Source organism: Microbacterium sp. SORGH_AS_0862 (genome assembly GCF_030818795.1).
In the GTDB taxonomy this organism is placed as follows: Bacteria; Actinomycetota; Actinomycetes; order Actinomycetales; family Microbacteriaceae; genus Microbacterium.
In genome coordinates this window covers 1,706,623-1,727,785 of sequence record NZ_JAUTAY010000001.1, presented here as the reverse complement: position 1 = coordinate 1,727,785, position 21,163 = coordinate 1,706,623, and the positions used below count along the sequence as shown (strand labels likewise).

At 70.3% G+C, this 21,163-nt stretch carries 21 protein-coding genes and 1 pseudogene; 12 read left to right on the top strand and 10 right to left on the bottom strand.

Translation table 11 applies throughout. The features are described from left to right. The first annotated feature begins 112 nt into the window (after positions 1-112). Positions 113-304 (top strand): hypothetical protein, encoded by a 192-nt coding sequence (locus QE377_RS08340; protein WP_307321733.1) that lies wholly within the window; start codon positions 113-115, stop codon positions 302-304. A gap of 127 nt (positions 305-431) precedes the next feature. Here the strand turns inward: QE377_RS08340 and QE377_RS08335 are convergent, their stop codons facing one another. Beyond that, positions 432-1,202 (bottom strand): SDR family oxidoreductase, encoded by a 771-nt coding sequence (locus tag QE377_RS08335; RefSeq protein ID WP_307321731.1) that lies wholly within the window; start codon positions 1,200-1,202, stop codon positions 432-434. A 113-nt stretch (positions 1,203-1,315) separates the two neighbouring features. Between QE377_RS08335 and QE377_RS08330 the strand changes: the two genes are divergently transcribed. Then, the gene (locus tag QE377_RS08330; protein ID WP_307321729.1) at positions 1,316-1,663 is read left to right on the top strand and encodes a PadR family transcriptional regulator; all 348 of its coding nucleotides are present in this window, start codon (positions 1,316-1,318) and stop codon (positions 1,661-1,663) included. Beyond that, the gene (locus tag QE377_RS08325) at positions 1,660-2,181 is read left to right on the top strand and encodes a hypothetical protein (protein ID WP_307321727.1); all 522 of its coding nucleotides are present in this window, start codon (positions 1,660-1,662) and stop codon (positions 2,179-2,181) included. The genes QE377_RS08330 and QE377_RS08325 overlap by 4 nt, the downstream gene beginning before the upstream one ends. Here QE377_RS08325 and QE377_RS08320 read toward each other — a convergent pair. Further along, the gene (locus tag QE377_RS08320) at positions 2,178-2,543 is read right to left on the bottom strand and encodes a bleomycin resistance protein (RefSeq protein WP_307321725.1); all 366 of its coding nucleotides are present in this window, start codon (positions 2,541-2,543) and stop codon (positions 2,178-2,180) included. The genes QE377_RS08325 and QE377_RS08320 overlap by 4 nt on opposite strands. A 119-nt stretch (positions 2,544-2,662) precedes the next feature. Between QE377_RS08320 and QE377_RS08315 the strand changes: the two genes are divergently transcribed. Beyond that, entirely contained in the window at positions 2,663-3,505 is an 843-nt protein-coding gene (locus tag QE377_RS08315; RefSeq protein ID WP_307321723.1) for a helix-turn-helix transcriptional regulator, read from the top strand. A 39-nt stretch (positions 3,506-3,544) separates the two neighbouring features. Here the strand turns inward: QE377_RS08315 and QE377_RS08310 are convergent, their stop codons facing one another. Both QE377_RS08310 and QE377_RS08305 read right to left on the bottom strand, forming a co-directional pair. Next, entirely contained in the window at positions 3,545-3,967 is a 423-nt protein-coding gene (locus tag QE377_RS08310) for a hypothetical protein (protein WP_307321721.1), read from the bottom strand. A 101-nt stretch (positions 3,968-4,068) separates the two neighbouring features. Then, the gene (locus tag QE377_RS08305) at positions 4,069-5,175 is read right to left on the bottom strand and encodes an NAD(P)-dependent alcohol dehydrogenase (protein ID WP_307321719.1); all 1,107 of its coding nucleotides are present in this window, start codon (positions 5,173-5,175) and stop codon (positions 4,069-4,071) included. A gap of 260 nt (positions 5,176-5,435) precedes the next feature. Between QE377_RS08305 and QE377_RS08300 the strand changes: the two genes are divergently transcribed. Next, the gene (locus QE377_RS08300; protein WP_307321716.1) at positions 5,436-6,806 is read left to right on the top strand and encodes an HNH endonuclease signature motif containing protein; all 1,371 of its coding nucleotides are present in this window, start codon (positions 5,436-5,438) and stop codon (positions 6,804-6,806) included. A 221-nt stretch (positions 6,807-7,027) separates the two neighbouring features. Here QE377_RS08300 and QE377_RS08295 read toward each other — a convergent pair whose 3' ends face one another. Next, on the bottom strand, positions 7,028-7,213 hold the full coding sequence (locus tag QE377_RS08295) for a hypothetical protein (RefSeq protein WP_307321714.1): 186 nt from the start codon (positions 7,211-7,213) through the stop codon (positions 7,028-7,030). A gap of 112 nt (positions 7,214-7,325) precedes the next feature. Here QE377_RS08295 and QE377_RS08290 point away from each other — a divergent pair, with 112 nt between their 5' ends. Beyond that, positions 7,326-7,652: a hypothetical protein gene (locus QE377_RS08290; protein WP_307321712.1), complete on the top strand. Its 327-nt coding sequence runs from the start codon at positions 7,326-7,328 to the stop codon at positions 7,650-7,652. Between the two features lie 100 nt (positions 7,653-7,752). Here QE377_RS08290 and QE377_RS08285 read toward each other — a convergent pair whose 3' ends face one another. Next, entirely contained in the window at positions 7,753-8,286 is a 534-nt protein-coding gene (locus tag QE377_RS08285; protein WP_307321710.1) for an adenine phosphoribosyltransferase, read from the bottom strand. A 118-nt stretch (positions 8,287-8,404) separates the two neighbouring features. Between QE377_RS08285 and QE377_RS08280 the strand changes: the two genes are divergently transcribed. From QE377_RS08280 to QE377_RS08270, 3 genes and pseudogenes are all read left to right on the top strand, one after another. Further along, entirely contained in the window at positions 8,405-10,078 is a 1,674-nt protein-coding gene (locus tag QE377_RS08280; protein WP_307321708.1) for a glycoside hydrolase family 13 protein, read from the top strand. A 151-nt stretch (positions 10,079-10,229) separates the two neighbouring features. Then, positions 10,230-11,445 (top strand): annotated as a pseudogene (locus QE377_RS08275) (amidohydrolase). Between the two features lie 197 nt (positions 11,446-11,642). Continuing rightward, complete coding sequence (locus QE377_RS08270) at positions 11,643-12,455, top strand: hypothetical protein (protein WP_307321706.1); 813 nt, start codon at positions 11,643-11,645, stop codon at positions 12,453-12,455. Here the strand turns inward: QE377_RS08270 and QE377_RS08265 are convergent, their stop codons facing one another. Next, complete coding sequence (locus QE377_RS08265; protein WP_307321704.1) at positions 12,456-13,178, bottom strand: Pr6Pr family membrane protein; 723 nt, start codon at positions 13,176-13,178, stop codon at positions 12,456-12,458. It abuts the gene before it with no gap. A gap of 227 nt (positions 13,179-13,405) precedes the next feature. Here QE377_RS08265 and QE377_RS08260 point away from each other — a divergent pair, with 227 nt between their 5' ends. The 3 genes from QE377_RS08260 (at position 13,406) to sufU (ending at position 17,233) form a co-directional block, all read left to right on the top strand. Beyond that, positions 13,406-15,373 (top strand): APC family permease, encoded by a 1,968-nt coding sequence (locus tag QE377_RS08260; protein WP_373459560.1) that lies wholly within the window; start codon positions 13,406-13,408, stop codon positions 15,371-15,373. Between the two features lie 124 nt (positions 15,374-15,497). Continuing rightward, a complete protein-coding gene (locus QE377_RS08255; protein WP_307321700.1) occupies positions 15,498-16,775 on the top strand; it encodes an aminotransferase class V-fold PLP-dependent enzyme in 1,278 nt (425 codons plus the stop codon). After that, a complete protein-coding gene (sufU, locus tag QE377_RS08250) occupies positions 16,772-17,233 on the top strand; it encodes a Fe-S cluster assembly sulfur transfer protein SufU (RefSeq protein WP_307321698.1) in 462 nt (153 codons plus the stop codon). The genes QE377_RS08255 and sufU overlap by 4 nt, the downstream gene beginning before the upstream one ends. Positions 17,234-17,746: 513 nt before the next feature. Here sufU and QE377_RS08245 read toward each other — a convergent pair. The 3 genes from QE377_RS08245 to QE377_RS08235 all read right to left on the bottom strand — a co-directional run bounded on the left by QE377_RS08245 (position 17,747) and on the right by QE377_RS08235 (position 21,118). After that, entirely contained in the window at positions 17,747-19,468 is a 1,722-nt protein-coding gene (locus QE377_RS08245) for a DEAD/DEAH box helicase (RefSeq protein WP_307321696.1), read from the bottom strand. Between the two features lie 282 nt (positions 19,469-19,750). After that, positions 19,751-20,731, bottom strand: coding sequence for an SRPBCC family protein (locus QE377_RS08240; protein WP_307321695.1), 981 nt, complete (start codon positions 20,729-20,731; stop codon positions 19,751-19,753). A gap of 48 nt (positions 20,732-20,779) precedes the next feature. Then, complete coding sequence (locus QE377_RS08235; RefSeq protein WP_307321693.1) at positions 20,780-21,118, bottom strand: helix-turn-helix transcriptional regulator; 339 nt, start codon at positions 21,116-21,118, stop codon at positions 20,780-20,782. Positions 21,119-21,163 lie beyond the last annotated feature (45 nt).

Here is a 21,163-nt window from a genome sequence, read left to right as displayed (position 1 = left end):
GAGGAGCGGTCGCGGCCGCATCCCGAACGAACCCGGACATCCAGCCGGGCTCATCGTGAGCGGATCGAGACGAAACACCCCGCGGGCGCCCGCGGCGCGCTACGCTCACCGCATGTTGGGGACCATCTCACGCGGCGTCGCGATCTTCATGCTCGTCTTCGGACTGCTCGCCCTCGGCGTCTCCGTCGCAGGTCTCATCATCGAGCCGACGGGCTGGCTCTGGTTCTCGCTCGTGCTCGGCGCGCTGCTGACGATCCGGGGGATCATCGGGCTCGTGCGCGACGAGACCGCGTCGCGCGGGTAGCGACGACGTCCACCGCCCCCTCGCCGCAGGCGTGTGCGGCGACATCTGCACGATCGACGGGGCAGGTGGTGCGCGCGCGGTCGCGCCGGCCGACATCCGCCCCGCTCGCCGTGCAGATGTCGCGGCATCACCCCTGCTTGCCGTGCGGATCGGACTGGTTGAGCGTCTGAACGACCTGGTCGTAGTCGCCGCGCGCCTCGCCGTACCGCAGGAACTTGACACGTTCGACCTGGATCTCCGGCGCGTCGGGTTCGTCGCGGAGCAGCTGCATGACCTCGTCGGCGAACGCATCGAGCGGCATCGCGAACGCGCTCTCGCGCTGGCCCGGAAGGAGGTCGGTCGCCACGGAGGGCGGCTCGAGCTCCTTCACCGCGACGGACGTTCCCGCCAGCTGCAGGCGCAGCGACTCGCTCAGCATGTGGATGGCCGCCTTCGACGCGTTGTAGCTCGGGGTCGCGGCGAGCGGGGCGAAGGCGAGCCCGGACGAGACGGTGACGATCGTCGCGGACGGCTGCGCGCGCAGCTGATCGATGACGGCGGCGATGAGCCGGATCGGGCCGAGCACGTTTGTCGTGACGGTCTGCTCGGCCGAGGCGAGGAAGCCGTCGGGCGTGCTCCAGTCCTCGACGTGCATGATGCCCGCCATCGTGACGAGCACGTTCAAAGAGGGGTGACGTGCGATGACGGATGCGGCGGCTGAGCGCACGGATGCCGCATCCGCCGTGTCGATCTCGACGGTGTCGATGCCGGGGTGTGCCTCCGCGATCTTCTCGAGGAGCTGCCGGCGCCGGCCGCCGACGATGACGGTGTTGCCCGCCTCCTGCAGGGGGAGCGCGAGTGCCAGGCCGATGCCGCTGGTCGCGCCGGGAATGAAGACGGCGTTTCCGGTGATGTCCATGTGTCGAGCGTCGCCGGAGTCACCGCATCCGAGAAGGAAGTGGTCATCGGGGGATCGCCGGTCCCCCGATGACAGGGATGGCGAATGCCCGCTATTCGTGTTTCACTATTAGTGTGTCACGGATACAGGCGCGGCAGGATGCGCAGCTCACGCGAGCGGTGCTTCCGCTGATCACGCTGCAGCTCATCGATGCGCACGAGTCGTACGGCTACGAGCTCGTCGAGCGGCTCGCTGCGCTCGGCCTGGACGCGAGCACGGGTCTCGTCTACCCGGTGTTGAACCGGATGGAACGCGACGGCTGGGTGACGACGACCTCCAAGCCCTCGCCGAGCGGTCCGCCGCGGAAGTACTTCACGCTCACACCGGCGGGGGCCTCGGCACTGGCCGACGCGCGCATCCAGTGGGAACAGGCGGCAGCGGCCGTCGATCTGGCCCTCGCCCCCGGAAAGGAACGCGCATGACCGGCTCACGACTCACCCGGCGCTCGACGGGGCTGCGCGCCTCGCTGTATCTGACCCGCCTCGAGTGGCACCTGGAGGGCGTGGTGCCGGCATCCGAGCGGCGACGCATCCTGCGCTCCTTGCGCGACGAGATCGACCAGGATCCGCGGCCCCTCGAGGCGGCACTGGCCGACCTCGGGTCGCCGCGCACGCTCGCGTCGCGGTACGCAGAGGGAGGACGGATGAGGCCGCTCTGGTCGATCGGCGTGCTCACCGCCACGGCTGCTCTCTTCACGTACTGGGTGATCTTCCTTGCCTTCGCAGGAGGGATGCTGGCGGTCGTCGATGCGGCCGCGCCCATGAGCGCCCAGGCGCACTTCCTCTTCGTCCCCGTCATCGCGTTCTCGAACCCGGACGGCATCGGCATCGGCTGGTCCGGAGGCGCAGAGTGGCTCGTGGTCCCCGCCGTGGTGGTGGCCGTCGCGCTCCTTCTGGGCGCGCGGTCGTGGCGCCTGTTCCAGCGCGCCGAGCTCGCCTAGGGCTCGTTCTCGATGAGATTCACCTGCGTGCCGTCGAGGTCGATGAGGTGCGCGACCCGACGCCCCCAGGTCTGACGGAGCGGGGCGTGCAGCCGCGGGTGCCCCTGGGTCCGCTCAGCCACACCGCTCGCCCGGATGGCGTCGTAGAGCGTGTCGAGATCGTCGACGCGCAGGCCGCACATGAAGGAGCTCTGCGTCGGATCCAGATCGGCAGCGGGGAAGAACTCGAGCTGCAGGTCGCCGCGTTCGATGATCAGCCACTCGCGGTCGCGATACGTGGGCTGGAACCCGAATCCGCCGTAGAACGCGACCGTCGCCTCGAAGTCACGGGACGGGAGGTGGGGTACCGCTCGATCGGTCATGCGCGGGACCTTAACCATGGCACCCGGACCCGCTCAAGCCCTCCCACGAGCTCCGTTGACGTGGCGGACGGATCGTCGATCCCTGGTTCCGGATACGGCGCTCCGCACACAATGGACGCATGGATCGCGCCGCCCTCGCCGACTTCCTCCGCTCACGCCGCGAACGGCTGCGCCCCGGCGACGCGGGGCTGCCGACAGGGCCCCGCCGGCGCGCGACGGGGCTCCGCCGCGAGGAGGTCGCGCAGCTCGCGGCGATGTCGACCGACTACTACACGCGCCTCGAGCAGCAGCGCGGCCCGCAGCCGAGCACGCAGATGCTCGCCTCGCTCGCGCGGGCACTGCGGTTGTCGGCGGATGAGCGCGACTACCTGTTCCGCGTCACCGGGCACAACGCTCCCGACCGCATTCTGGCGCGAGACCATGTCGCGCCCCCGCTGCAGCGCGTGTTCGACCGCCTCGGCGATACGCCGGCGGTGATCATCTCGTCGCTGGGCGAGACGCTGCTGCAGAACCGGATGGGTGCGGCGCTGCTCGGCGATCACGCGGGGGCGAGCGGATGGGAGCGGTACGAGGCGTACCGCTGGTTCGCGCATCCGGACGTGGCACGCGCCCGCTATCCGCGTGACGACCACGAACGGCAGTCGCGCGCGCTCGTATCGGGGCTCCGCGCCGTGATGGCCGTCGAGGGGGCACGCGCTCAGGCGCTCGTCGGCGAGCTGCTCCGGGTCAGCGAGGAGTTCTCCGCCCTCTGGGAGAGGCAGGAGGTCGCGCGCCGGTTCAGCGATCACAAGGTGCTCCTGCACCCCGAGATCGGACCGATCGAGGTGGACTGCCAGGTGCTGTTCACCGAGGACCAGTCGCAGTCCCTCCTCGTACTCACCGCGGCGCCCGGGTCGAGCGACGAGGAGAAGCTGCGGCTGCTGGATGTGGTCGGCGTCCAGGAGTTCCGCCGCGTCGAGTGACCGCCCCGCGCAGGTCGCCGAGCGCCCGAGCCGCTCGATTCACCGGGCGCGCATCGACGCGAGGCGCCTCCGCCACCGCGTGAGGATCGACCGTTCCGGATCCGCATCCGGAGCCGGTGGACGGTGGGCATCGACGTAGTCGAAGACCTCCCGCCAGGCGCGACGCGTCCGCTGCGGGTCGAGGCCCGCGAACACGACGGCCATGCCCGCGAAGGTGATGACCACCATGCAGAAGACCAGGACGAACACCAGGTTCGGCAGCGACCAGCTCTCGGTGAGCCGGGGAACGAAGCCCATCGTGGCCACGACCAGAGCGGTGGCCGAGACAGCGACCGCCGTGTTCGTCTGGGCCTTGCCTGCGAGCGCGATGCGCATCTGCAGGCGTTCCTCTGCCGAGAGCGAGGCGTACGTCTTCACGTCGGCGGATGTGGGCTTCCGCCCGAAATCGAACAGCGTGATCATTCGGCCACGATCCCAGGAGGTCCCGACGCTGCGGCGCGACATCTCCCCGGGGGCCGCTCGGGCGACCGGCTGAAGCCACCGGTCGCCCGAGCCTGGGGCGATCAGGGCATGACCAGGACAGCCTTGACCGCCGCGCCGGACTGCGTGTCGGCGATCGCCTTCTCGATCTCGTCGAACGGGTAGGTCGTCACGAGCGTGTCGAACGGGAACTCGCCCGCCTTGTACATGGCGAGCAGCTTCGGGATGAAGGTCTGCGGCACGGCGTCGCCCTCGATCGCGCCGACGAGCGTCACGCCGGAGCCCGAGAACAGCGCGACGGGGGCGACCGCATCAGGCTTCGGAACGCCGACCGTGGCGATCTTCGCGCCGAAGCGGGCCGACGCGATGAGGTTGCCGATGACCGCGGGGATCGCCGTCGTGTCGAGCGCGTACTCGGCACCGACGCCGCCGGTGGCTGCCTTGATCTGGTCGACGACGTCGTCCGCCTTGCCGTCGACGAGATGCGTGGCGCCGAGGCGCTTCGCGACTTCGAGGCGCTCGGGGAGGACGTCGACGGCGACGATCGTGGTCGCGCCCGCGGCCTTCGCGGCCATGATCGCCGAGAGCCCGACGGCACCCGTTCCGCTGACCACGAGCGCGTCACCCGCGCCGACGCCGAGCGAGTTGAGCACGGTTCCCGCGCCGGTCTGGATGCCGCATCCGAGCGGACCCACGAGCTCGAGGGGGACGTCTTCGTCGATCTTCACCGCGTTGCGCGCCGCGACGAGGGCATGCGTCGCGAAGGACGACTGTCCGAAGAAGCTGCCGACGACCTCGCCGCCGTCGGAGAGAGCCATCGTGCCGGTTCCGTCGGCGCGTACGCCGCCGATATTGAGGAGCATGAACTGCAGGCAGTACGCCGGGCGTCCCGCGAGACAGTTCTCGCAGCGACCGCACGAGGCGAATGACACGGCGACGTGGTCGCCCTCCGCGAAGCCGGTCACGTCGGCACCGACCCGCTCGACGACGCCGGCGCCTTCATGGCCCAGCACGCGCGGGAAGGCGCTCGGGATGTGGCCGTGCTGCACGGCGAGGTCGGTGTGGCACAGGCCGGCCGCGACGATGCGGACGAGCAGCTCGTCGGGACGGGGATCCTGGAGTACGACGTCTTCGAAGACGAACGACTCGTCGACTCCGTTGAGTACGGCTGCGAGGGCGGTGGTGGACATGGCAAACCTCCTGAAAAAACTCAATGCGCACGTATGTAACCGTGCGCATCGTCAGGCTACGCCCGCCCCCGGAGGCAAGGATCCGAGATCGATTCTCAATTCTCCCGGCCCTGGAGCGCGCGGCTCCTGCCGGGGTGCTGGGCTGCGCGGTGGCCTCACGAAGCAACGGTCGCAGGGCGTCGGCGGTGCAGCGGGTCGAACGAGATGCGGCGCTCGCGGGCCGACGTCGCGATGTCGGAGGCCCCTCGTACTCTTAGAACATGTCTTCGAAGGTTGCGGGTGTCGTCGGTCTCTCCGACGCGGATGCGGCGGCGCTCGCCTCCATCGCACACCAGGTGGACGCGGCGCAGGCAGACCTCGCCGCAGCGCAAGCGCGTCTGGTACGCGCTCTCGCCCGCGCAGAGGAACTCGCATGCCGGATGAGCGACGGGCAGAGTCGCTCGGCGCGCGGCGCGGACATAGCCCACCGCGCGATCGCGAGCGAACTGGCGGTGCCACTGCGGATCTCCGACCGCACGATGCAGCGCCGGATGGCCGAGGCCGCCGAGCTCGTGACGAGCTATTCCGCAACCGTCGACGCGTGGGAGGCGGGACTGATCACGCAGGCGCACGTCCGCGTGATCAGCGAGAGCGGCGGAAGTCTTCCCGCGCACACGCGGGCGGAATTCGAGCAGCACGCGCTCGTACGGTGCGAGGAAGACACCGCGGGCCGCGTGCGCACCAGCGTGCAGATGATCGCCGAGCGGCTGCATCCGCGCACGCTCACGGAGCGCCACCGCGAGGCGGCCGAGATGCGCGCGGTGACCGTGCAGCCGCTCGACGACGGGATGTGTGAGCTGACCGCCACCATCCCCCTGCTGCTGGGCGACGCGATCCACGACCGCCTGACCCGGATGGCTGGCGTCATCCACGACGCCCGGGGCGCCGCCGCGCAGCGCCTGCGCGCGGGCGGCGACCGAACAGACGAGATCGTCGCCTCAGACGCGCGGACGATGGATCAGGTGCGTGCGGACGTCTTCACCGATCTCCTCCTGAGCGCGGCCCCGTCGATCGACCCCACCGCGAGCGGCGACCAGCCCGGCGCTCTCGGCGCCATTCGCGCCCACGTGCAGGTCGTCGTGCCCGCGCTCACTCTGCTGCACGCATCCGAGCACCCGGCCGACCTCGCCGGACGCGCGCCGATCGACGCCGACACCGCCCGACTCCTGGCCGGGGCGGCACCGGGCTGGGATCGCCTCCTGACCGATCCCGCGTCCGGCCAGGTGCTCGCCACCGACCGCTATCAGCCCACCCCCGACCTTCGACGCCGGCTGCGCGCCCGCGACGCGCACTGCCGATTCCCCGGATGTCGCGTGCCCGCCATCCGCCACGAGCACGATCACACGCACGATCATGCTTTGGGCGGGCGCACCACGCTCGAGAACCTCGAGGGGCTGTGTCAACGCCACCACTCCATGAAGCAGTTCACCGGCTGGCGCGTGAAGCAAGTCCACGGGGGCGCCCTCGCCTGGACCTCACCGCTCGGCTACACCTACATCGACGAACCACCAGCGCCGAGCGTGCACTTCGTCCCCGAGTTCCGGTCGCCCGAGGCCGATCACCCACCCGCGGGTCCACCCCCGCCGTTCTGAACCCGAGTCGCCTGCTGTCCTGCGCAACTGTTGCCCGCATGCGGCTACTCGGCGCTGCGCGGCTGCGAGGAGCGCTCGGCGACCAGGAGCGGACGCGGCGACGAGGAGCCGGCCGTCAACGAAGAGCCACGCGGCTGCTCGGCCAGGCGCCAGCGCAGGGCCAGGCGCCAAAGCAGAGCCAGGCGTCAGAGCAGAGCCAGGCGTCAGAGCAGAGCCGGACGTCAGCGACCCGTAGCCGTGCGCCTCGAAATCGGGAGGAGCGGGACGGCAAGCCCGAGGAAAGCGACAAGCGGCCACCAGTTCGCGGCGGCCAAGGCGAGCGCGACGCCGAGCAGAGCGAGTCCGAGCGCGAGCGACCAGACCGCGACGCGAAGCCAGGCGGGCACGTCGGGCGAAACGGCATCCATGCACTGACGATAAGACGACATCGAGCGTCCCCGGCAAGGTTCACACGAGCACCCCAGCCATGCGAGCGATGGATGCTGCGCGCGCCGGATGCAAGGGCCCATACTCGGCAGCATGACGCCGAACGAGCGCGCGCGGGACATCCGCGTCGTCGCACCCGCCATCGGGCTCGCAGCCCTACAGATCGTCGCGACCGGCTTCGTCCTGTTGTTCGCATTCTGGGACGCGTTCTCCCAGATCGGCTGCGCCGAGTGCTTCCCCACTGTGCGGACCGCGCGCTGGGTGCTCACCGGAGCCTTGGTCCTCGGCTGGGGGATTACGCTGGCGGGGATCGTGACCGGCTACACGAGGCAACGAGCACGGTCGTGGGCTCCACTGGTGGGCAGCGCCGTCATCGTCGGCGGCTATCTGCTGTTCCGCAGCATCCTCTTCGCCGCCTGATCACGAAGTCGCGCCTCGTGCTCCTCGCCCGAGCATCGCGAGACAGACGCACCGGCCCGGCGACCGCGAGTGCCGATCCGATGCGGGCGAACCGCGGCGCTCAGGCGTGGAAGACCGAGTGCAGGTCGTCGTGCCCGGCGACCGAGCGGCCACCCAGCGCGTCGAGCTCCATGAGCACGGCAACGCCGGCCACCGAGCATCCGATCCGCTCCACCAGGTCGCGCGCCGCGGCGATCGTGCCGCCCGTCGCGAGGACGTCGTCCAGCAGCAGCACGCGGGTTCCCGGAGCGATGTCGTCGTGCATCTCGATCGTCGCGGTGCCGTACTCGAGCGCGTAGTCGACGGATGCGGCCGGCCGCGGCAGCTTGCCCGCCTTGCGGATCGGCACCAGGCCCACGCCCGCAGCGATGGCCGCGGCGCCGGCCAGCAGGAAACCTCGCGCCTCGATACCGGCGACCACGTCGTAGGTGCCCGCGAACGGCTCGAGCATCGCATCGATGACCGCACGGAGGCCTTCACCGTCGGCGAGCAGCGGGGCGATGTCGCGGAAGAGCACGCCGGGCTCCGGATAATCGGGGATGACGGCGATGAGCTTTTCGGCGCGCTCGAGCGCGGCGGAATTCGAGGGGGTCACCCATCGATGGTAGTCGGCGCACCGTGGACGCCGCAGCGATCGAGACCGGGGCGACCGATGGACGCCTACGGAAAACCGGGCTTCGAATCGATACGATCGCACCGAGTAACATCGAGGCATGACCTCGACGCACGATGCTTCGACCTTGATCGCCGCGCCCGGATCCGAATGGTGGCGCACCGCCGTGATCTACCAGATCTATCCGCGCTCGTTCGCGGACGCCAACGGCGACGGCATCGGCGACCTCCCCGGCATCACCGCCCGCCTCGACTCGCTCGCCGAGCTGGGCATCGACGCGATCTGGCTGAGCCCGTTCATGGTCTCGCCCCAGAAGGATGCCGGCTACGACGTCGCCGACTACTGCGACGTCGACCCGCTGTTCGGCACGCTCGACGATTTCGACGCCATGCTGGCCAAGGCGCACGGCCTCGGCATCCGCGTGATCGTCGACCTCGTGCCCAACCACTCCTCCGACCAGCACGTCTGGTTCCAGCAGGCCCTCGCCGCCGCCCCCGGCAGCCCGGAGCGCGCGCGGTACATCTTCCGCGACGGCAAGGGCGAGAACGGCGAGCTGCCGCCCAACAACTGGGAGTCCGTGTTCGGCGGGGGGATGTGGGAGCGCGTCGTCGAGGCAGACGGCACCCCGGGCCAGTGGTACCTGCACATCTTCGACGTGAGCCAGGCCGACTTCGACTGGACCAACCCCGAGGTGCAGGAGTACTTCCGCGGCGTGCTGCGGTTCTGGCTCGACCGGGGCGTCGACGGATTCCGGGTGGATGTCGCCCACGGCATGATCAAGAAGGACGGCCTGCCGGACTACACGCCTCCCGCCGACGGCGACTCGATGGGCGGCGACGACGACGACGTGCCGTACTGGGGCCAGCCCGGCGTCCACGACATCTACCGCGACTGGCACAAGGTGCTGGCCGAGTACGACGGCGACCGCGCTCTGTGCGCCGAGGCGTGGCTGCCCACACCGGACAAGACGGCGCTCTGGGTGCGCCCCGACGAGATGCACCAGGCGTTCAACTTCCCGTACCTGACGACGGCGTGGGATGCGGACGCCCTCCGCACGGTCATCAGCGACTCGCTGCGCGCCTTCCCCGCGGTCGGGGCCCCGGCCACCTGGGTGCTCTCGAACCACGACGTGATCCGTCATGCCTCGCGTCTCGCGCTGTCGGCCGAGAGCCCTCAGGGCGAAGGCATCGGACCGCTGTCCGAGGCCCAGCCCATCCCCGCGCTCGGCCTGCGCCGCGCCCGCGCGGCCACCGCGGTGATGCTCGCCCTGCCCGGTTCCGCCTACATCTACCAGGGCGAGGAGCTCGGGCTCCCCGAGGTCATCGACATCCCCGACGACGCACGCCAGGATCCGACCTGGTTCCGCACGAACCACGAGAAGTACGGCCGCGACGGATGCCGCGTCCCGATCCCGTGGGAGGCCGCATCCCCCGCCTACGGCTTCAACGGCACGGGCGCATCGTGGCTGCCGCAGCCCGCGGAGTGGGCGCAGCACGCGCGCGACGTGGAGCAGCGCGATCCCGACTCGACGCTCGCGCTCTACACGCAGCTGCTCCAGGCGCGGAAGGCGCACGGCCTCGGCGCGGCCCCCTTCACATGGCTCGACGGCTACCCCGAGACGGTGCTCGCCTTCCGCAGCGGCGACGTCACCGTGATCGCCAACCTCGGCACCGACGCGATCGACCTGCCGGCCGGGGAGATCCTCGTCTCGAGCGAGCCGCTCGAGGAACGTCTGCTTCCCGCCGACACGGCGGTGTGGCTCGCCGACGCCTGATCGTCACGCCCGACGCACGCCGGCGCGCCCTCCCGGGTCGCCGGCGTGCTCGTGTGCGCGGGGACCTCGGCGCGCTCACGTCTGCGGGTACCCAGGCGCGCTCGCGCCTGCGGGGACTTCTCCGCTCAGGGCTCCCGAGTAGGGTCGGGACATGACCCTGGACCTCGAAGCGCTGTACATCGACCTGCACCGCCACCCCGAGCTGTCGTTCCAGGAGACGCGCACCGCGGGCGTGGTCGCCCGCACGCTGGAGACACTCGGGATCCCCTTCACCGAGGGCGTCGGGCGCACCGGCGTTGTGGCGACGCTCGCCAACGGAGAGGGGCCGGTCGTCTGGTTGCGTGCCGATATGGACGGCCTGCCGGTCGCGGAGCGCACCGGACTCCCCTACGCGAGCACGGCGCGCGGCGTCGACCCGCAGGGGGCGGACGTGCCGGTGATGCACGCGTGCGGCCACGACATGCACGTGACCGCACTGCTCGGTGCGCTGGAACGACTCGTGGCGACCGCATCCGAGTGGTCGGGAACGGTCGTCGCCGTCTTCCAGCCCGCCGAGGAGTTCGGCGCCGGTTCGAAGGCGATGATCGCGGACGGTGTGCTGGATCGCTTCCCGCGCCCGGACATCGTGCTCGGTCAGCACGTGACGCCCTTGCCTGCGGGGACGATCGGCGTGCGACCCGGAACCCAGATGGCGGCCTCGGACGGCCTCACCGTCACCCTGCACGGACGCGGCGGGCACGGGTCGCGCCCCCACGCCACCATCGACCCGATCGTCATGGCCGCCGCGACCATCATGCGTCTGCAGACCGTCGCCGCGCGCGAGGTCGACCCGCGCGAGGTCGCCGTGGTCACGGTGGGATCGGTCCACGCCGGCCTCAAGCACAACATCATCCCCGCCGAGGCGACGCTGCAGCTCAGCCTCCGCTACGCGGACGACGGGATGCGGGAGCGCGTGCTCGAACGGGTCGAGCGGATCATCCGGGCGGAGGCCGACGCCTCCGGCGCAGAGGTGACGCCCACGATCGTCAACGACCACACGCTGCCTCCCACGATCAACGATGCCGACGCGACCGCTCGACTCGCCGACGCGTTCCGACGCGCCTACGGCGACGCGGCGGTCGTCGACCCCGGCATGTTCACCGGCAGCGAGGACGTCTCGTGGTTTCGCGCGCGAGGCCGGCGTGCCGCTCGTGTTCTGGTTCTGGGGCGGCGTCGACCCGCAGTTGTTCGCCCGCGCGAGCGCCGAGGGGACGATCGACCGCGACGTGCCGACGAACCATTCGCCCTTCTTCGCCCCGGTGCTCCATCCGACGATCGAACGCGGCGTCGAGAACCTCGTCATCGCCGCGCGCGAGTGGCTGGTCTGACCGGGATCTGAGGGCGTCGCGCTCGTGGTCCACGATGATGGACCACGTCGACGTCAGCGTTACGAACACGGCGCGGTCGCCGGCACGGATGTCATACAACATCACGGACAGGAGGGCGCGATGACCGCACCGGTGGACTACACCCCCTCTACGAGCCGCCCGCGCCGGTCGAGGACTGGAACCCGCTCGCGCAGATCGTGCAGATCTTCGCGGAGGACAACGGGTGGCCGTACTACCCGCTCGCGGTCCGTCAGCCGCTTCCCGGTGTCGTCTTTCGGGAGCGCGACGGCAAGCCGCGCTCCATGCAGCGTTCGGTCAACATCGTGCGCATCCCCGGACCGCCGCTGACCGAGATCGGCAACAGCTTCTACACCGAGATCGCGGTGGGCAATCAGTTCACCCAGAGCTGGGGCTACGTCGCTCTACAGCTGGATGCGCCGGCGCCGCCTCTCGTTCTCGTGAACCAGCGGCTCGCCCCCCGCTCACCGCTGCCCTCCCTCCCCGACGTCACACCCATGCCGTTCAAGGAGCAGGACCGATTCCTGCTCTACGCAGACCCCGGCGCATTCGCGTGGGCGGACTGGCTGTTCGACGACGAGGTGCAAGCGCTCCTCGACGACGGAACACTCGGCTTCCACGTCGAGATCGCACCCGGGTCGCTCTTCCTCTACGCGCCGCATCCGCTCACCGTCCCCGACCCCGCCGTCTGGCAGCGTCTGATCGCCCTCATCAGCGCGCTGCGCACCCGTCTCGGCGGTCGTCTCCCCGAGCCGGACGCCCCCATCGCGTCGCCCGGCCCGCCCGTCCCGAATGAGCCGCCCTACGTCAGCGCACCGGTCCCGCCCGCGAGCGCCACGGATAGGGCCCGCGTCCCCCAGCCGGCGTCACTCCCCATGCGCTCGAACGAACTCGCCGTCAACTTCCGGCGCACCTGGGTGGTGTGGGCGCTGGTCCTGGCCGGTGGCGTCGTGGCGGGTGGCGCATCGATCATCCTCGCCGCGTTGCGCTGATCAGTGCCCGGCGCCCGCATCCACCGTCGCGCGGACGGCGGCCGGCTTCCGCATCCGCCGCTCCAGCACTCCGAGTCCCTTGTCGATGAGGATGTAGACGTAGGCGACGACCTCGAGCGCGAGGGTCAGACCGACGATCCAGAGCACGACACCGTCCAGCCCGTTGCGCTCGACATTCATGAACGGATACGGGTACTGGCCGCCGCCGGCGAACCGGCCGCCGGCAGCGCCGTAGACGAACGCGAACGCGAGGTACACGTAAGGGATGAGTGTCCACAGGGGCGGATCGAACCAGCGGCTGCGACCTTTGGGCACGAACAGCAGCCAGTCGGCGATCGCCAGCGAGGGCGTGATGATGTGGATCAGGTTGTCGGTCAGCGTGAACGGCTCGTAGCCGTTGCCCTGCGTGTATGTCTCGGGCACGAGCACGATCAGGTAGATCAGCATCGTCACCGTGATCGCGAAGGCGACGGCGAGCGAGAATCGCGGGGAGGGCGTCGACGCCCCACGCGGTCCGTCCGAGCGAAGGTCAGCGACGGTGCGAACGGCGAGGACCACCATCCAGACGAGGCAGAGCAGGTTGCTGAGCACCGTGTAGTAGAGGAACTCGACGGGGCTGGGTCGTCCGTCCAGGATGCCGGTGACCCTCCCGATCCCCCACGCCATGAGCACCGCCGCGACGAGGCGATAGGCGAGAGCGAGGCGGCGATCGGACACATGCATGCGCTACATCGTAGGTCGGCGCACGAACCGTCGATCATCACGGAACGATGACGGCATGGCAAACAACCCCCCGCTCGCGTTGCGCGGCCTGAGCGATCGGCGTAGTGTCGCGCGTCGTGGCAAACGACAGCGCCGAGCCGGCGCCCGAGACTCCGATCGCGAAACGCCTGCTGATCGGGGACCCTCTCGCATCCACGGATGCGGACGATCATCTTCTGCGCAAGCGCATGGCGCTGCCCATTTTCGCGTCCGACGCGCTGAGCTCCGTGGCCTACGCGCCGCAGGAACTGCTCATGATCCTGATGATCGGCGGACTGTCGTTCCTGGCCTTCAGCCCCTGGATCGCGGCCGCCGTCGTCGTGCTGCTCATCGTGGTGGTGCTCTCGTACCGCCAGCTCATCAAGGCATACCCGTCCGGGGGCGGCGACTACGAGGTGGCACGAACGAACCTGGGCGAGATCCCCGGCGTCATCGTCGCCTCGGCACTGCTGGTCGACTACATCCTGACGGTCGCCGTCTCGGTCGCGTCCGGCGTCGACAACATCATCTCCGCGCTGCCGGGGCTGAACCCCTGGCGCATCGAGCTGGCGGTCGGCTTCGTCATCCTGATCGTGATCGTCAACCTCCGCGGCGTGCGCGAAGCCTCGCGCGCCTTCGCGCTGCCGACGTACATCTTCATCGGATCCGTCGCGCTCATGATCGTGACCGGCATCATCCGCTGGATCCTCGGCGACCCGCCGGTCGCCTCCAGCAGCGCGTTCTCCGTGCAGGCCGAGAGCCTCACGCAGGCGGCCGTCATCCTGCTGATCCTGCGCGCGTTCTCCAGCGGCTGTTCCGCCCTCACCGGCGTCGAGGCCGTCTCCAACGGCGTGCCCGCGTTCCGCCGCCCCAAGGTGAAGAACGCGCAGCGCACCCTCGTCGCGATGGGCGCCGTCGCCATCCTGCTCTTCTCCGGTCTGACGATCCTCGCGCTCGTCGCGGGCGTGCACTACGCCGAGAATCCGTGCCACCTCATCGGGTTCGACTGCACGCAGCCCCAGCCGAGCCTCATGGCGCAGGTCGCGGCCGCCACCTTCGGGATGAACTCGATCCCCTTCTTCATCATTCAGGCGGCCACTGCCTGCGTCCTGCTGCTCGCGGCCAACACCGCGTTCAACGGCTTCCCGCTGCTGGGCGCCGTGCTCGCGCGCGATGGATACGCCCCGAAGGCCATGAACACGCGCGGCGACCGCCTCGTGTTCTCCAACGGCATGATCCTGTTGGGTCTCGCGGCGATCGTGGTGCTGATCGCCTCACAGGCCAACCTGACGACCCTCATCCAGCTCTACATCATCGGCGTGTTCGTGTCGTTCTCACTCGGACAGATCGGCATGGTGCGCCACTGGCGGCGCGAGCTCCGCGCGCTGAACCAGTTGCCCACCGCAGCCCGCAACCAGAAGTCGGGGCGCTTCGAGCGGCGAGAGATCATCTCGGGTCTGATCATCAACTCGCTCGGCGCGGGCCTGACGGCGGCGGTGTTCATCATCGTCACGATCACCAAGTTCACGCACGGCGCCTGGCTGGTTTTCCTCGCGATCCCGGTGCTGTCGATCCTGATGATCGGCGTGCACCGCTACTACCGCGACGTCGAGCACGAGATCACCTACGACGACGACACCCACTTCGGCGCCGCCGGCGACATCGCCATCGTTCTGGTGGGGCGCCTCCAGAAGCCGGTCGCGAAGGCCATCGACTACGCCCTCGCCGCACGGCACGACAAGACGATCGCCCTGCACGTCGCCGTCACGAAGGAGTCGGCGGATGCGGTGCAGAAGGAGTGGGAGGACCACCGTCCGCCCGTGCCGCTCGTGATCGTCGAGTCTCCCTACCGGACCTATGCCCAGCCGGTCATCGCCTTCATCGAGAAGTACCGGGAGAAGCACGGGTCCGCGGTCGTCACGGTCTACCTGCCGCAGTACATCGTCGGTCACTGGTGGGAGAGCTTCCTGCACAACCGCCGCGCGCGCCGCATCGCGCAGCAGCTCATGCTCGTGCACGGGGTCACGATCACCCTCGTGCCGTGGCTGCTGGACTCGTCCGAGGTCATCTACGGCCGCCGCTCCCGCCCGCTCCCCGGTCAGGAACGTGCGGGACGCCCCACCACGCGCACCGTCAGCGTCGCGCGCCACGGCGGCGAGGGGCAGAGCCGGAACTGACGCGGAGCGGGCGCGCCCGCGTTCCACGCCCGCATCCGTCCGGTCCTGCAGCCGCATCCGACCGGTCCCGCATCCGCAGCGCCGGCACGGAGCCGGGTGCCCGCGGCACAACTAGCCTGGAGGGGTGAGCTCCTCCCCCCTCGACGCCGCCGCCCTGCGCGCCGACTTCCCGATCCTCGAGCAGATGATCGGCGATGCGCCGCTCGTCTACCTCGACTCCGGCGCGACCAGCCAGAAGCCCCGCGCCGTGATCGACGCGGAGGTCGACTTCCTGCTGCGTGCCAACTCCGCCGTGCACCGGGGGGCGCACACCCTCGCCGCCGAAGCGACGGAGCTGTACGAGGATGCGCGCGCTCGGGTCGCGGGCTTCGTCGGCGCCGATGAGGAGACGCTGGTGTGGACCGGCGGGGCGACCCTCGCCCTGAACCTCGTCGCCTACTCGATCGGCAATGCGACCGCGGGTCGCGGATCCGCCGCATCCGCTGATCTGGCCCTGCGCCCCGGCGACGAGATCGTCGTGACGGAGATCGAGCACCACGCGAACCTCATCCCCTGGCAGGAGCTCGCCGCGCGCACGGGCGCCGTGCTGCGTCACATCCCTGTGCATGACGACGGCACCCTCGACCTGGATGCGGCGGCCGCGCTGATCGGCGACCGCACGCGCGTCGTCGCGTTCACCCACGTGTCGAACGTGCTGGGCATCGTGAACCCGGTCGCCGAGCTCGTCGCGCTGGCGCGCGAAGTCGGCGCGCTCACCGTCATGGACGCCTGCCAGTCGGCACCGCACCTGGCGCTCGACCTGCCCGCGCTGGGAGTCGATCTCGCCGCGTTCTCCGGTCACAAGATGCTCGGCCCGTACGGCATCGGTGCCCTCTACGGGCGCCGCGAGGTACTCGAGGCGCTGCCGCCGTTCCTCACCGGCGGATCGATGGTCACCACGGTGACGAAGGATGCGGCCGAGTTCCTGCCGCCGCCGCAGAAGTTCGAGGCCGGCACGCAGCCGGTGTCGCAGACCGTCGCCCTCGCGGCCGCTGTCGACTACCTCGACGCCCTCGGGATGGATGCGGTGCACGAGCACGAGCGCGTCATCGGGCGGCGCATGATGGCGGGTCTCAGGGACATCCCCGGCATCCGGCTGCTCGGCGACGCCTCCGACGCCGATCGGGTCGGGATCGCGGCCTTCGCCGTCGACGGTGTCCACGCGCACGACGTCGGCCAGTTCCTCGACGCACGCGGCATCGCGGTGCGGGTGGGGCATCACTGCGCCAAGCCGCTGCATGCCAGGTTCGGGCTCACCGCATCCGTGCGGGCGTCCGCGTCGGTGTTCACGACCGAGGCGGACGTCGACGCCCTGCTGGGTGCGGTCGGCGACGTGCGCGCGTACTTCGGAGCGGACGCATGAGCGGACTCGACGGGCTGTACCAGGAACTCATCCTCGACCACTCCAAGCATCCGCACGGCACGCCCATGGCGGAGGCCGAGGGGCGCACGGCGACCTCGCATCAGCGCAACCCGATCTGCGGCGATGAGATCGAACTGCGGGTGCGCCTACACGACAACGGCACGGTACGCGACGTGACCTTCACCGGTGCAGGGTGCTCGATCTCGCAGGCCTCCGCATCCATGCTGGCATCCCTCGTCGACGACATCATCGACGAGAAGGGCTCGCTGACGGCGGATGCGGCCCGCGAGCGCATCGACCGCTTCCGCACGGCGCTGCGTTCGCGCGGCACCGTCGCCCTCGACGAGGAGACCTTCGGCGACGCGGCGGCGCTGTCCGGGGTGTCGAAGTTCACCGCCCGCGTGAAGTGCGCGATGCTCGCCTGGGTCGCGCTCGAGGACACCCTCGCCCGCGCCTGATTCTCAGGGCTGCTGCGCCACCTGTGGCTCGGGTCTGATCCTGCGGTGCCCGAGTTGCGACGCATCTGCGCAACCGCCACACCTATGCGCAACAGCGACAGTCAACGACTGTGGCGGATGCGGAGAAGTGTGGCAGACCGGGGCCCCACCCAGCAGCGGGGCAAGGCAGAGGCAGATGCCCGAGCCCGCCCGTGGTGCCTCAGTGTCGAACCGCGCCCCATATGCGCAACCGCGCCACTTCTGCGCAACAGCGACAGTCAACGACTGCGGCGGATGCGGAAAGCTGTGGCACAAGAGGCACCACCGCGCCTGAACCTGCCCGAGTCCGCCCCGACCCGGCCTCCGCCCAAGTCACGCCACACATGCGCAACCGCGCCACTTCTCCGCATCCGCGACAGTGAACGACTGCGGCGGATGCGGAGAAGTGGCGCGGTTACGGAGACAAACCCAGCGAGCGCCGTGAAACGGGCCCGCCCGTGATAAGGCTCAGCAGAACGAGCAACAGCCCGTGGCTCAGGCGGCGGAGCCTCCGGAGCGCCCGCGGCCACCGCGACGGCGGCGGCGCGGCGCGTCAGCCGAACCCGCACCCGCGGCGGAGCGCTCGGAGCCCGAACGACCGGATGCGGCATCGCCGCCCCGTGCGAGCGACTCCACCCAGGCGCGCTGCTGCTCGCTCACGGAGTCGCCGATCGTGCGTCCGCCGCGCGGCGCCACGTTCTCGGCCGTGTGGCCCTGGGGGCGTCCGGCGCGACGGTTCGGCGTGCGCTCGGCCGCGGCGCTGTGACGCGCCTCGACCGGAGCGGCACCCCGGACGGGAGCATCCGTACGACCACCGGCACGGCCCGCACCGGCAGCAGCGCCCGCGGAGCGACCAGCCGCAGCGCCCGAACGGCCTGCGCCGGCCGACCGACCGGATGCGGCGCCCGACCGACCGGATGCGGCGCCCGAACGAGCCGGAGCAGCGCCCGAACGGCCCGCACCACCGGACCGTCCCGACGCGCCGCCCGAACGCGAACCGCCGGAGCGACCGCCCTGAGCGGGTGCGGTGACGGGCGACGGCTTCACAAGCGGCGCCGGTGTGCCGACGAGCTCGGAGACGGCGGCGTGCGACGCATCCACGCGCTCGAGAGGAGCAGAGATCGAGGCCTTGCGGAGCATATCGGCCAGGTCGCGGCGCTGCGAGTCAAGGACGACGGTGACGACCGTGCCCTCGGCGCCGGCGCGCGCGGTGCGGCCGGAGCGGTGCAGGTACGCCTTGTGCTCGGCGGGCGGGTCGACGTGCACGACGAGCTCGACGTTGTCGACGTGCACACCGCGGGCGGCGACGTCAGTGGCGACGAGAACGCGCACGCCGCCCGCATCCGGATCCGCGCCGAAGGCGGCGAGGTTGCGCTCGCGCGCGTTCTGCGAAAGGTTGCCGTGCAGATCGACCGAGGGGATGCCGGCAGACGTCAGCTTCTTGGCGAGCTTCTTCGCCTGGTGCTTGGTGCGCGTGAAGAGGATGCGGCGACCGCGCCCGGACGCCAGGCGCTCGACGAGATCGTTCTTGTCGTCGTCGGAGACGTGGAAGACCCGGTGGGTCATCGCGGCTGCGGGGACGCTGGACTCGTCGACCTCGTGGCGCACCTCGTTCTGGAGGAACTTGCGCACCAGCGTGTCGACGCCGCGGTCGAGCGTCGCGCTGAAGAGCAGTCGCTGGCCACCGGTCGGTGTCGCGCCGAGGATGCGGGTGACGCCCGGCAGGAAGCCCAGGTCGGCCATGTGGTCGGCCTCGTCCAGCACGGCGACCTGCACGCGGTCGAGACGGATGACGCCCTGCTTCATGAGGTCTTCGAGGCGACCCGGGCAGGCCACGACGATGTCGACGCCTGCGCGCAGCGCCTGTTCCTGCGGCTTCTGGCTCACGCCGCCGAAGATCGTGGTGACGTTCAGGCCCACGGCGGCCGCGAGCGGCGCGAGGGTCGCGGCGATCTGCGTCGCGAGCTCACGGGTGGGGGCGAGCACGAGGCCGGTCGGGCGACCGGCGGTGCGCGAGACGCCTGTGAGGCGCGCCACCATCGGCAGCGAGAACGCGATCGTCTTGCCGCTGCCGGTGCGGCCGCGGCCCAGCACATCGCGACCGGCAAGCGCGTCGGGCAGGGTGTCCTGCTGGATGGGGAACGGCTCGGTCTTGCCGGAGGCGGCGAGGACGGAAGCCAGCGGCGCGGGCACGCCGAGATCAAGGAAGGAAGGCATGAAGAAGTGCTTTCGGATGAGGCGATCGATCGTGATCGCAAGACGGGGCGACGGCGCGGATTCGCGCATCGGTTCGCCGCTCGAGAAGAGGGCCCAGCGCCCGGAGGCGGAGCACGCGTATCGACGACGCAGCCGCCCGAAGGCGACACACAACCCTAACACCGGTGGACGCGGGTGCATTCCGGATGCGGCAAGCGCCGGTCTTCTCGCGGTGCTCCCGCCCAACAAGACAGGACCGGGCCGGCGGTCGATGCCGCGCAGCCCGGTCCGTCGTCCGCCGTCTCAGCCGCCGAGCACCTCGCGCTCGAGGCGGGCGTAGCTGGCCTCCATGCCCTCGGTCATGCCGGTCGCGAGCACCATGTCGCGCGTGGCCGCATCCGGATACCCGATGAGGAGGGTGAGCAGCGTCGCGCCGTCCTCCTCGTAGAGCGAGAGGTCGTTCGTGGTCGAGGGGAAATCGGTCCCGGTCATGTGCTCGGTCGTCACCCAGCGCCGCTCGGGCACGACGAGCTGCGTCTGCCCGTCGAAGCCGAACGGCTCGCCGACGACACCCGCGCCGGGCGCCCACGCGTAGAGGTAGTCGCCGCCGGCGACGAGGTCGATCTCGCACGTGGTCATGGTCCAGCCCTCGGGGCCGAGCAGCCAGCGGCGCACGAGGTCGGGCTCGGTGTGCGCCCGCCAGACGAGGTCGCGCGGACCATCGATGAGCCGGGTGATGCGCACGTGCTGATCGCTGAGGATCTCGGTGCGTGTGCCCTTGCCCTCGGCGTAGGCACGCAGGTCCTGCAGCACCGCGTCGAGCTGGTTGAACGCCAGCTTCGATCCCTCGACGGCGCCCATCGCGATGACCTGCTTGAGCGCCTCGATCGAGTCGAAGTGCGAGACGTTCGTCAGCCGCGATCCGGCCTCGGTCGACGCGAAGGTGAAGGTCATGTGCTGCACCGGCATGCCCTCGACGGGGACGCCGTCCGCATCCGTGAACATGTCACGCACCTCGAACATCGTGGGCTCGTCGATCGCCACGAACTCCCACGCCCCGCTGTACGGCTCGCCCTGGGGGCTGGTCATCGTGTAGCGCGCGGTCCCGCCCACGGCGAAGTCGAACACGGAGAAGGATGCGGGATAGCCGGGCGGGCCCCAGAAGCGCTCCAGCTGACGCGGGTCGGTGAGGGCACGCCACAGGCGCTCGACGGGGGCGTCGACATCGGCGACGAGCGTCATGGTGAGCGCTTCGGGGTCGTGCGTGACGGCGGTGACGGGCATGGGGATCTCCAGGTGGGTTCGGCGGATGCGGCCGGTGCCGCATCCGGGTCAGGGCTCTTCGGCGAGCAGATCGTCGAGGCGGGAGATGCGCGATCGCCAGAGCTTCTCGTACTCGGCGAGCAGCAGGCGGGCGCGGGCGATCATTGCGGGATCGGCGCTCACGAGCCGCTCCCTTCCTTCGGCGCGCTTGGTGACCAGGCGCGCGGTCTCGAGCACGGCGACGTGCTTCTGGACGGCCGCGAACGACACGTCGTACACGGCCGCGAGGGCGGAGACCGACTGCTCGGCCTCGATCGTGCGCCGCAGGATGTCGCGGCGTGTGCGATCGGCGAGGGCCCGGAAGATCCGGTCCACCTCGGCGTCGCTGAGTTCCGTTTGTACAACCATTTGGTTGCACGTTAGCGCGCGGATGCGGGGTGCACAAGGGGGTGG

Excerpts from the sequence above, each read along its gene's own strand:
- QE377_RS08340 (WP_307321733.1), top strand. The coding sequence starts at position 113 with ATGTTGGGGACCATCTCACGCGGCGTCGCGATCTTCATGCTCGTCTTC.
- QE377_RS08335 (WP_307321731.1), bottom strand. The coding sequence starts at position 1,202 with ATGGACATCACCGGAAACGCCGTCTTCATTCCCGGCGCGACCAGCGGC.
- QE377_RS08325 (WP_307321727.1), top strand. The coding sequence starts at position 1,660 with ATGACCGGCTCACGACTCACCCGGCGCTCGACGGGGCTGCGCGCCTCG.
- QE377_RS08320 (WP_307321725.1), bottom strand. The coding sequence starts at position 2,543 with ATGACCGATCGAGCGGTACCCCACCTCCCGTCCCGTGACTTCGAGGCG.
- QE377_RS08315 (WP_307321723.1), top strand. The coding sequence starts at position 2,663 with ATGGATCGCGCCGCCCTCGCCGACTTCCTCCGCTCACGCCGCGAACGG.
- QE377_RS08310 (WP_307321721.1), bottom strand. The coding sequence starts at position 3,967 with ATGATCACGCTGTTCGATTTCGGGCGGAAGCCCACATCCGCCGACGTG.
- QE377_RS08305 (WP_307321719.1), bottom strand. The coding sequence starts at position 5,175 with ATGTCCACCACCGCCCTCGCAGCCGTACTCAACGGAGTCGACGAGTCG.
- QE377_RS08300 (WP_307321716.1), top strand. The coding sequence starts at position 5,436 with ATGTCTTCGAAGGTTGCGGGTGTCGTCGGTCTCTCCGACGCGGATGCG.
- QE377_RS08295 (WP_307321714.1), bottom strand. The coding sequence starts at position 7,213 with ATGGATGCCGTTTCGCCCGACGTGCCCGCCTGGCTTCGCGTCGCGGTC.
- QE377_RS08290 (WP_307321712.1), top strand. The coding sequence starts at position 7,326 with ATGACGCCGAACGAGCGCGCGCGGGACATCCGCGTCGTCGCACCCGCC.
- QE377_RS08280 (WP_307321708.1), top strand. The coding sequence starts at position 8,405 with ATGACCTCGACGCACGATGCTTCGACCTTGATCGCCGCGCCCGGATCC.
- QE377_RS08265 (WP_307321704.1), bottom strand. The coding sequence starts at position 13,178 with ATGCATGTGTCCGATCGCCGCCTCGCTCTCGCCTATCGCCTCGTCGCG.
- QE377_RS08260 (WP_373459560.1), top strand. The coding sequence starts at position 13,406 with ATGGCGCTGCCCATTTTCGCGTCCGACGCGCTGAGCTCCGTGGCCTAC.
- sufU (WP_307321698.1), top strand. The coding sequence starts at position 16,772 with ATGAGCGGACTCGACGGGCTGTACCAGGAACTCATCCTCGACCACTCC.
- QE377_RS08245 (WP_307321696.1), bottom strand. The coding sequence starts at position 19,468 with ATGCCTTCCTTCCTTGATCTCGGCGTGCCCGCGCCGCTGGCTTCCGTC.
- QE377_RS08240 (WP_307321695.1), bottom strand. The coding sequence starts at position 20,731 with ATGCCCGTCACCGCCGTCACGCACGACCCCGAAGCGCTCACCATGACG.
- QE377_RS08235 (WP_307321693.1), bottom strand. The coding sequence starts at position 21,118 with ATGGTTGTACAAACGGAACTCAGCGACGCCGAGGTGGACCGGATCTTC.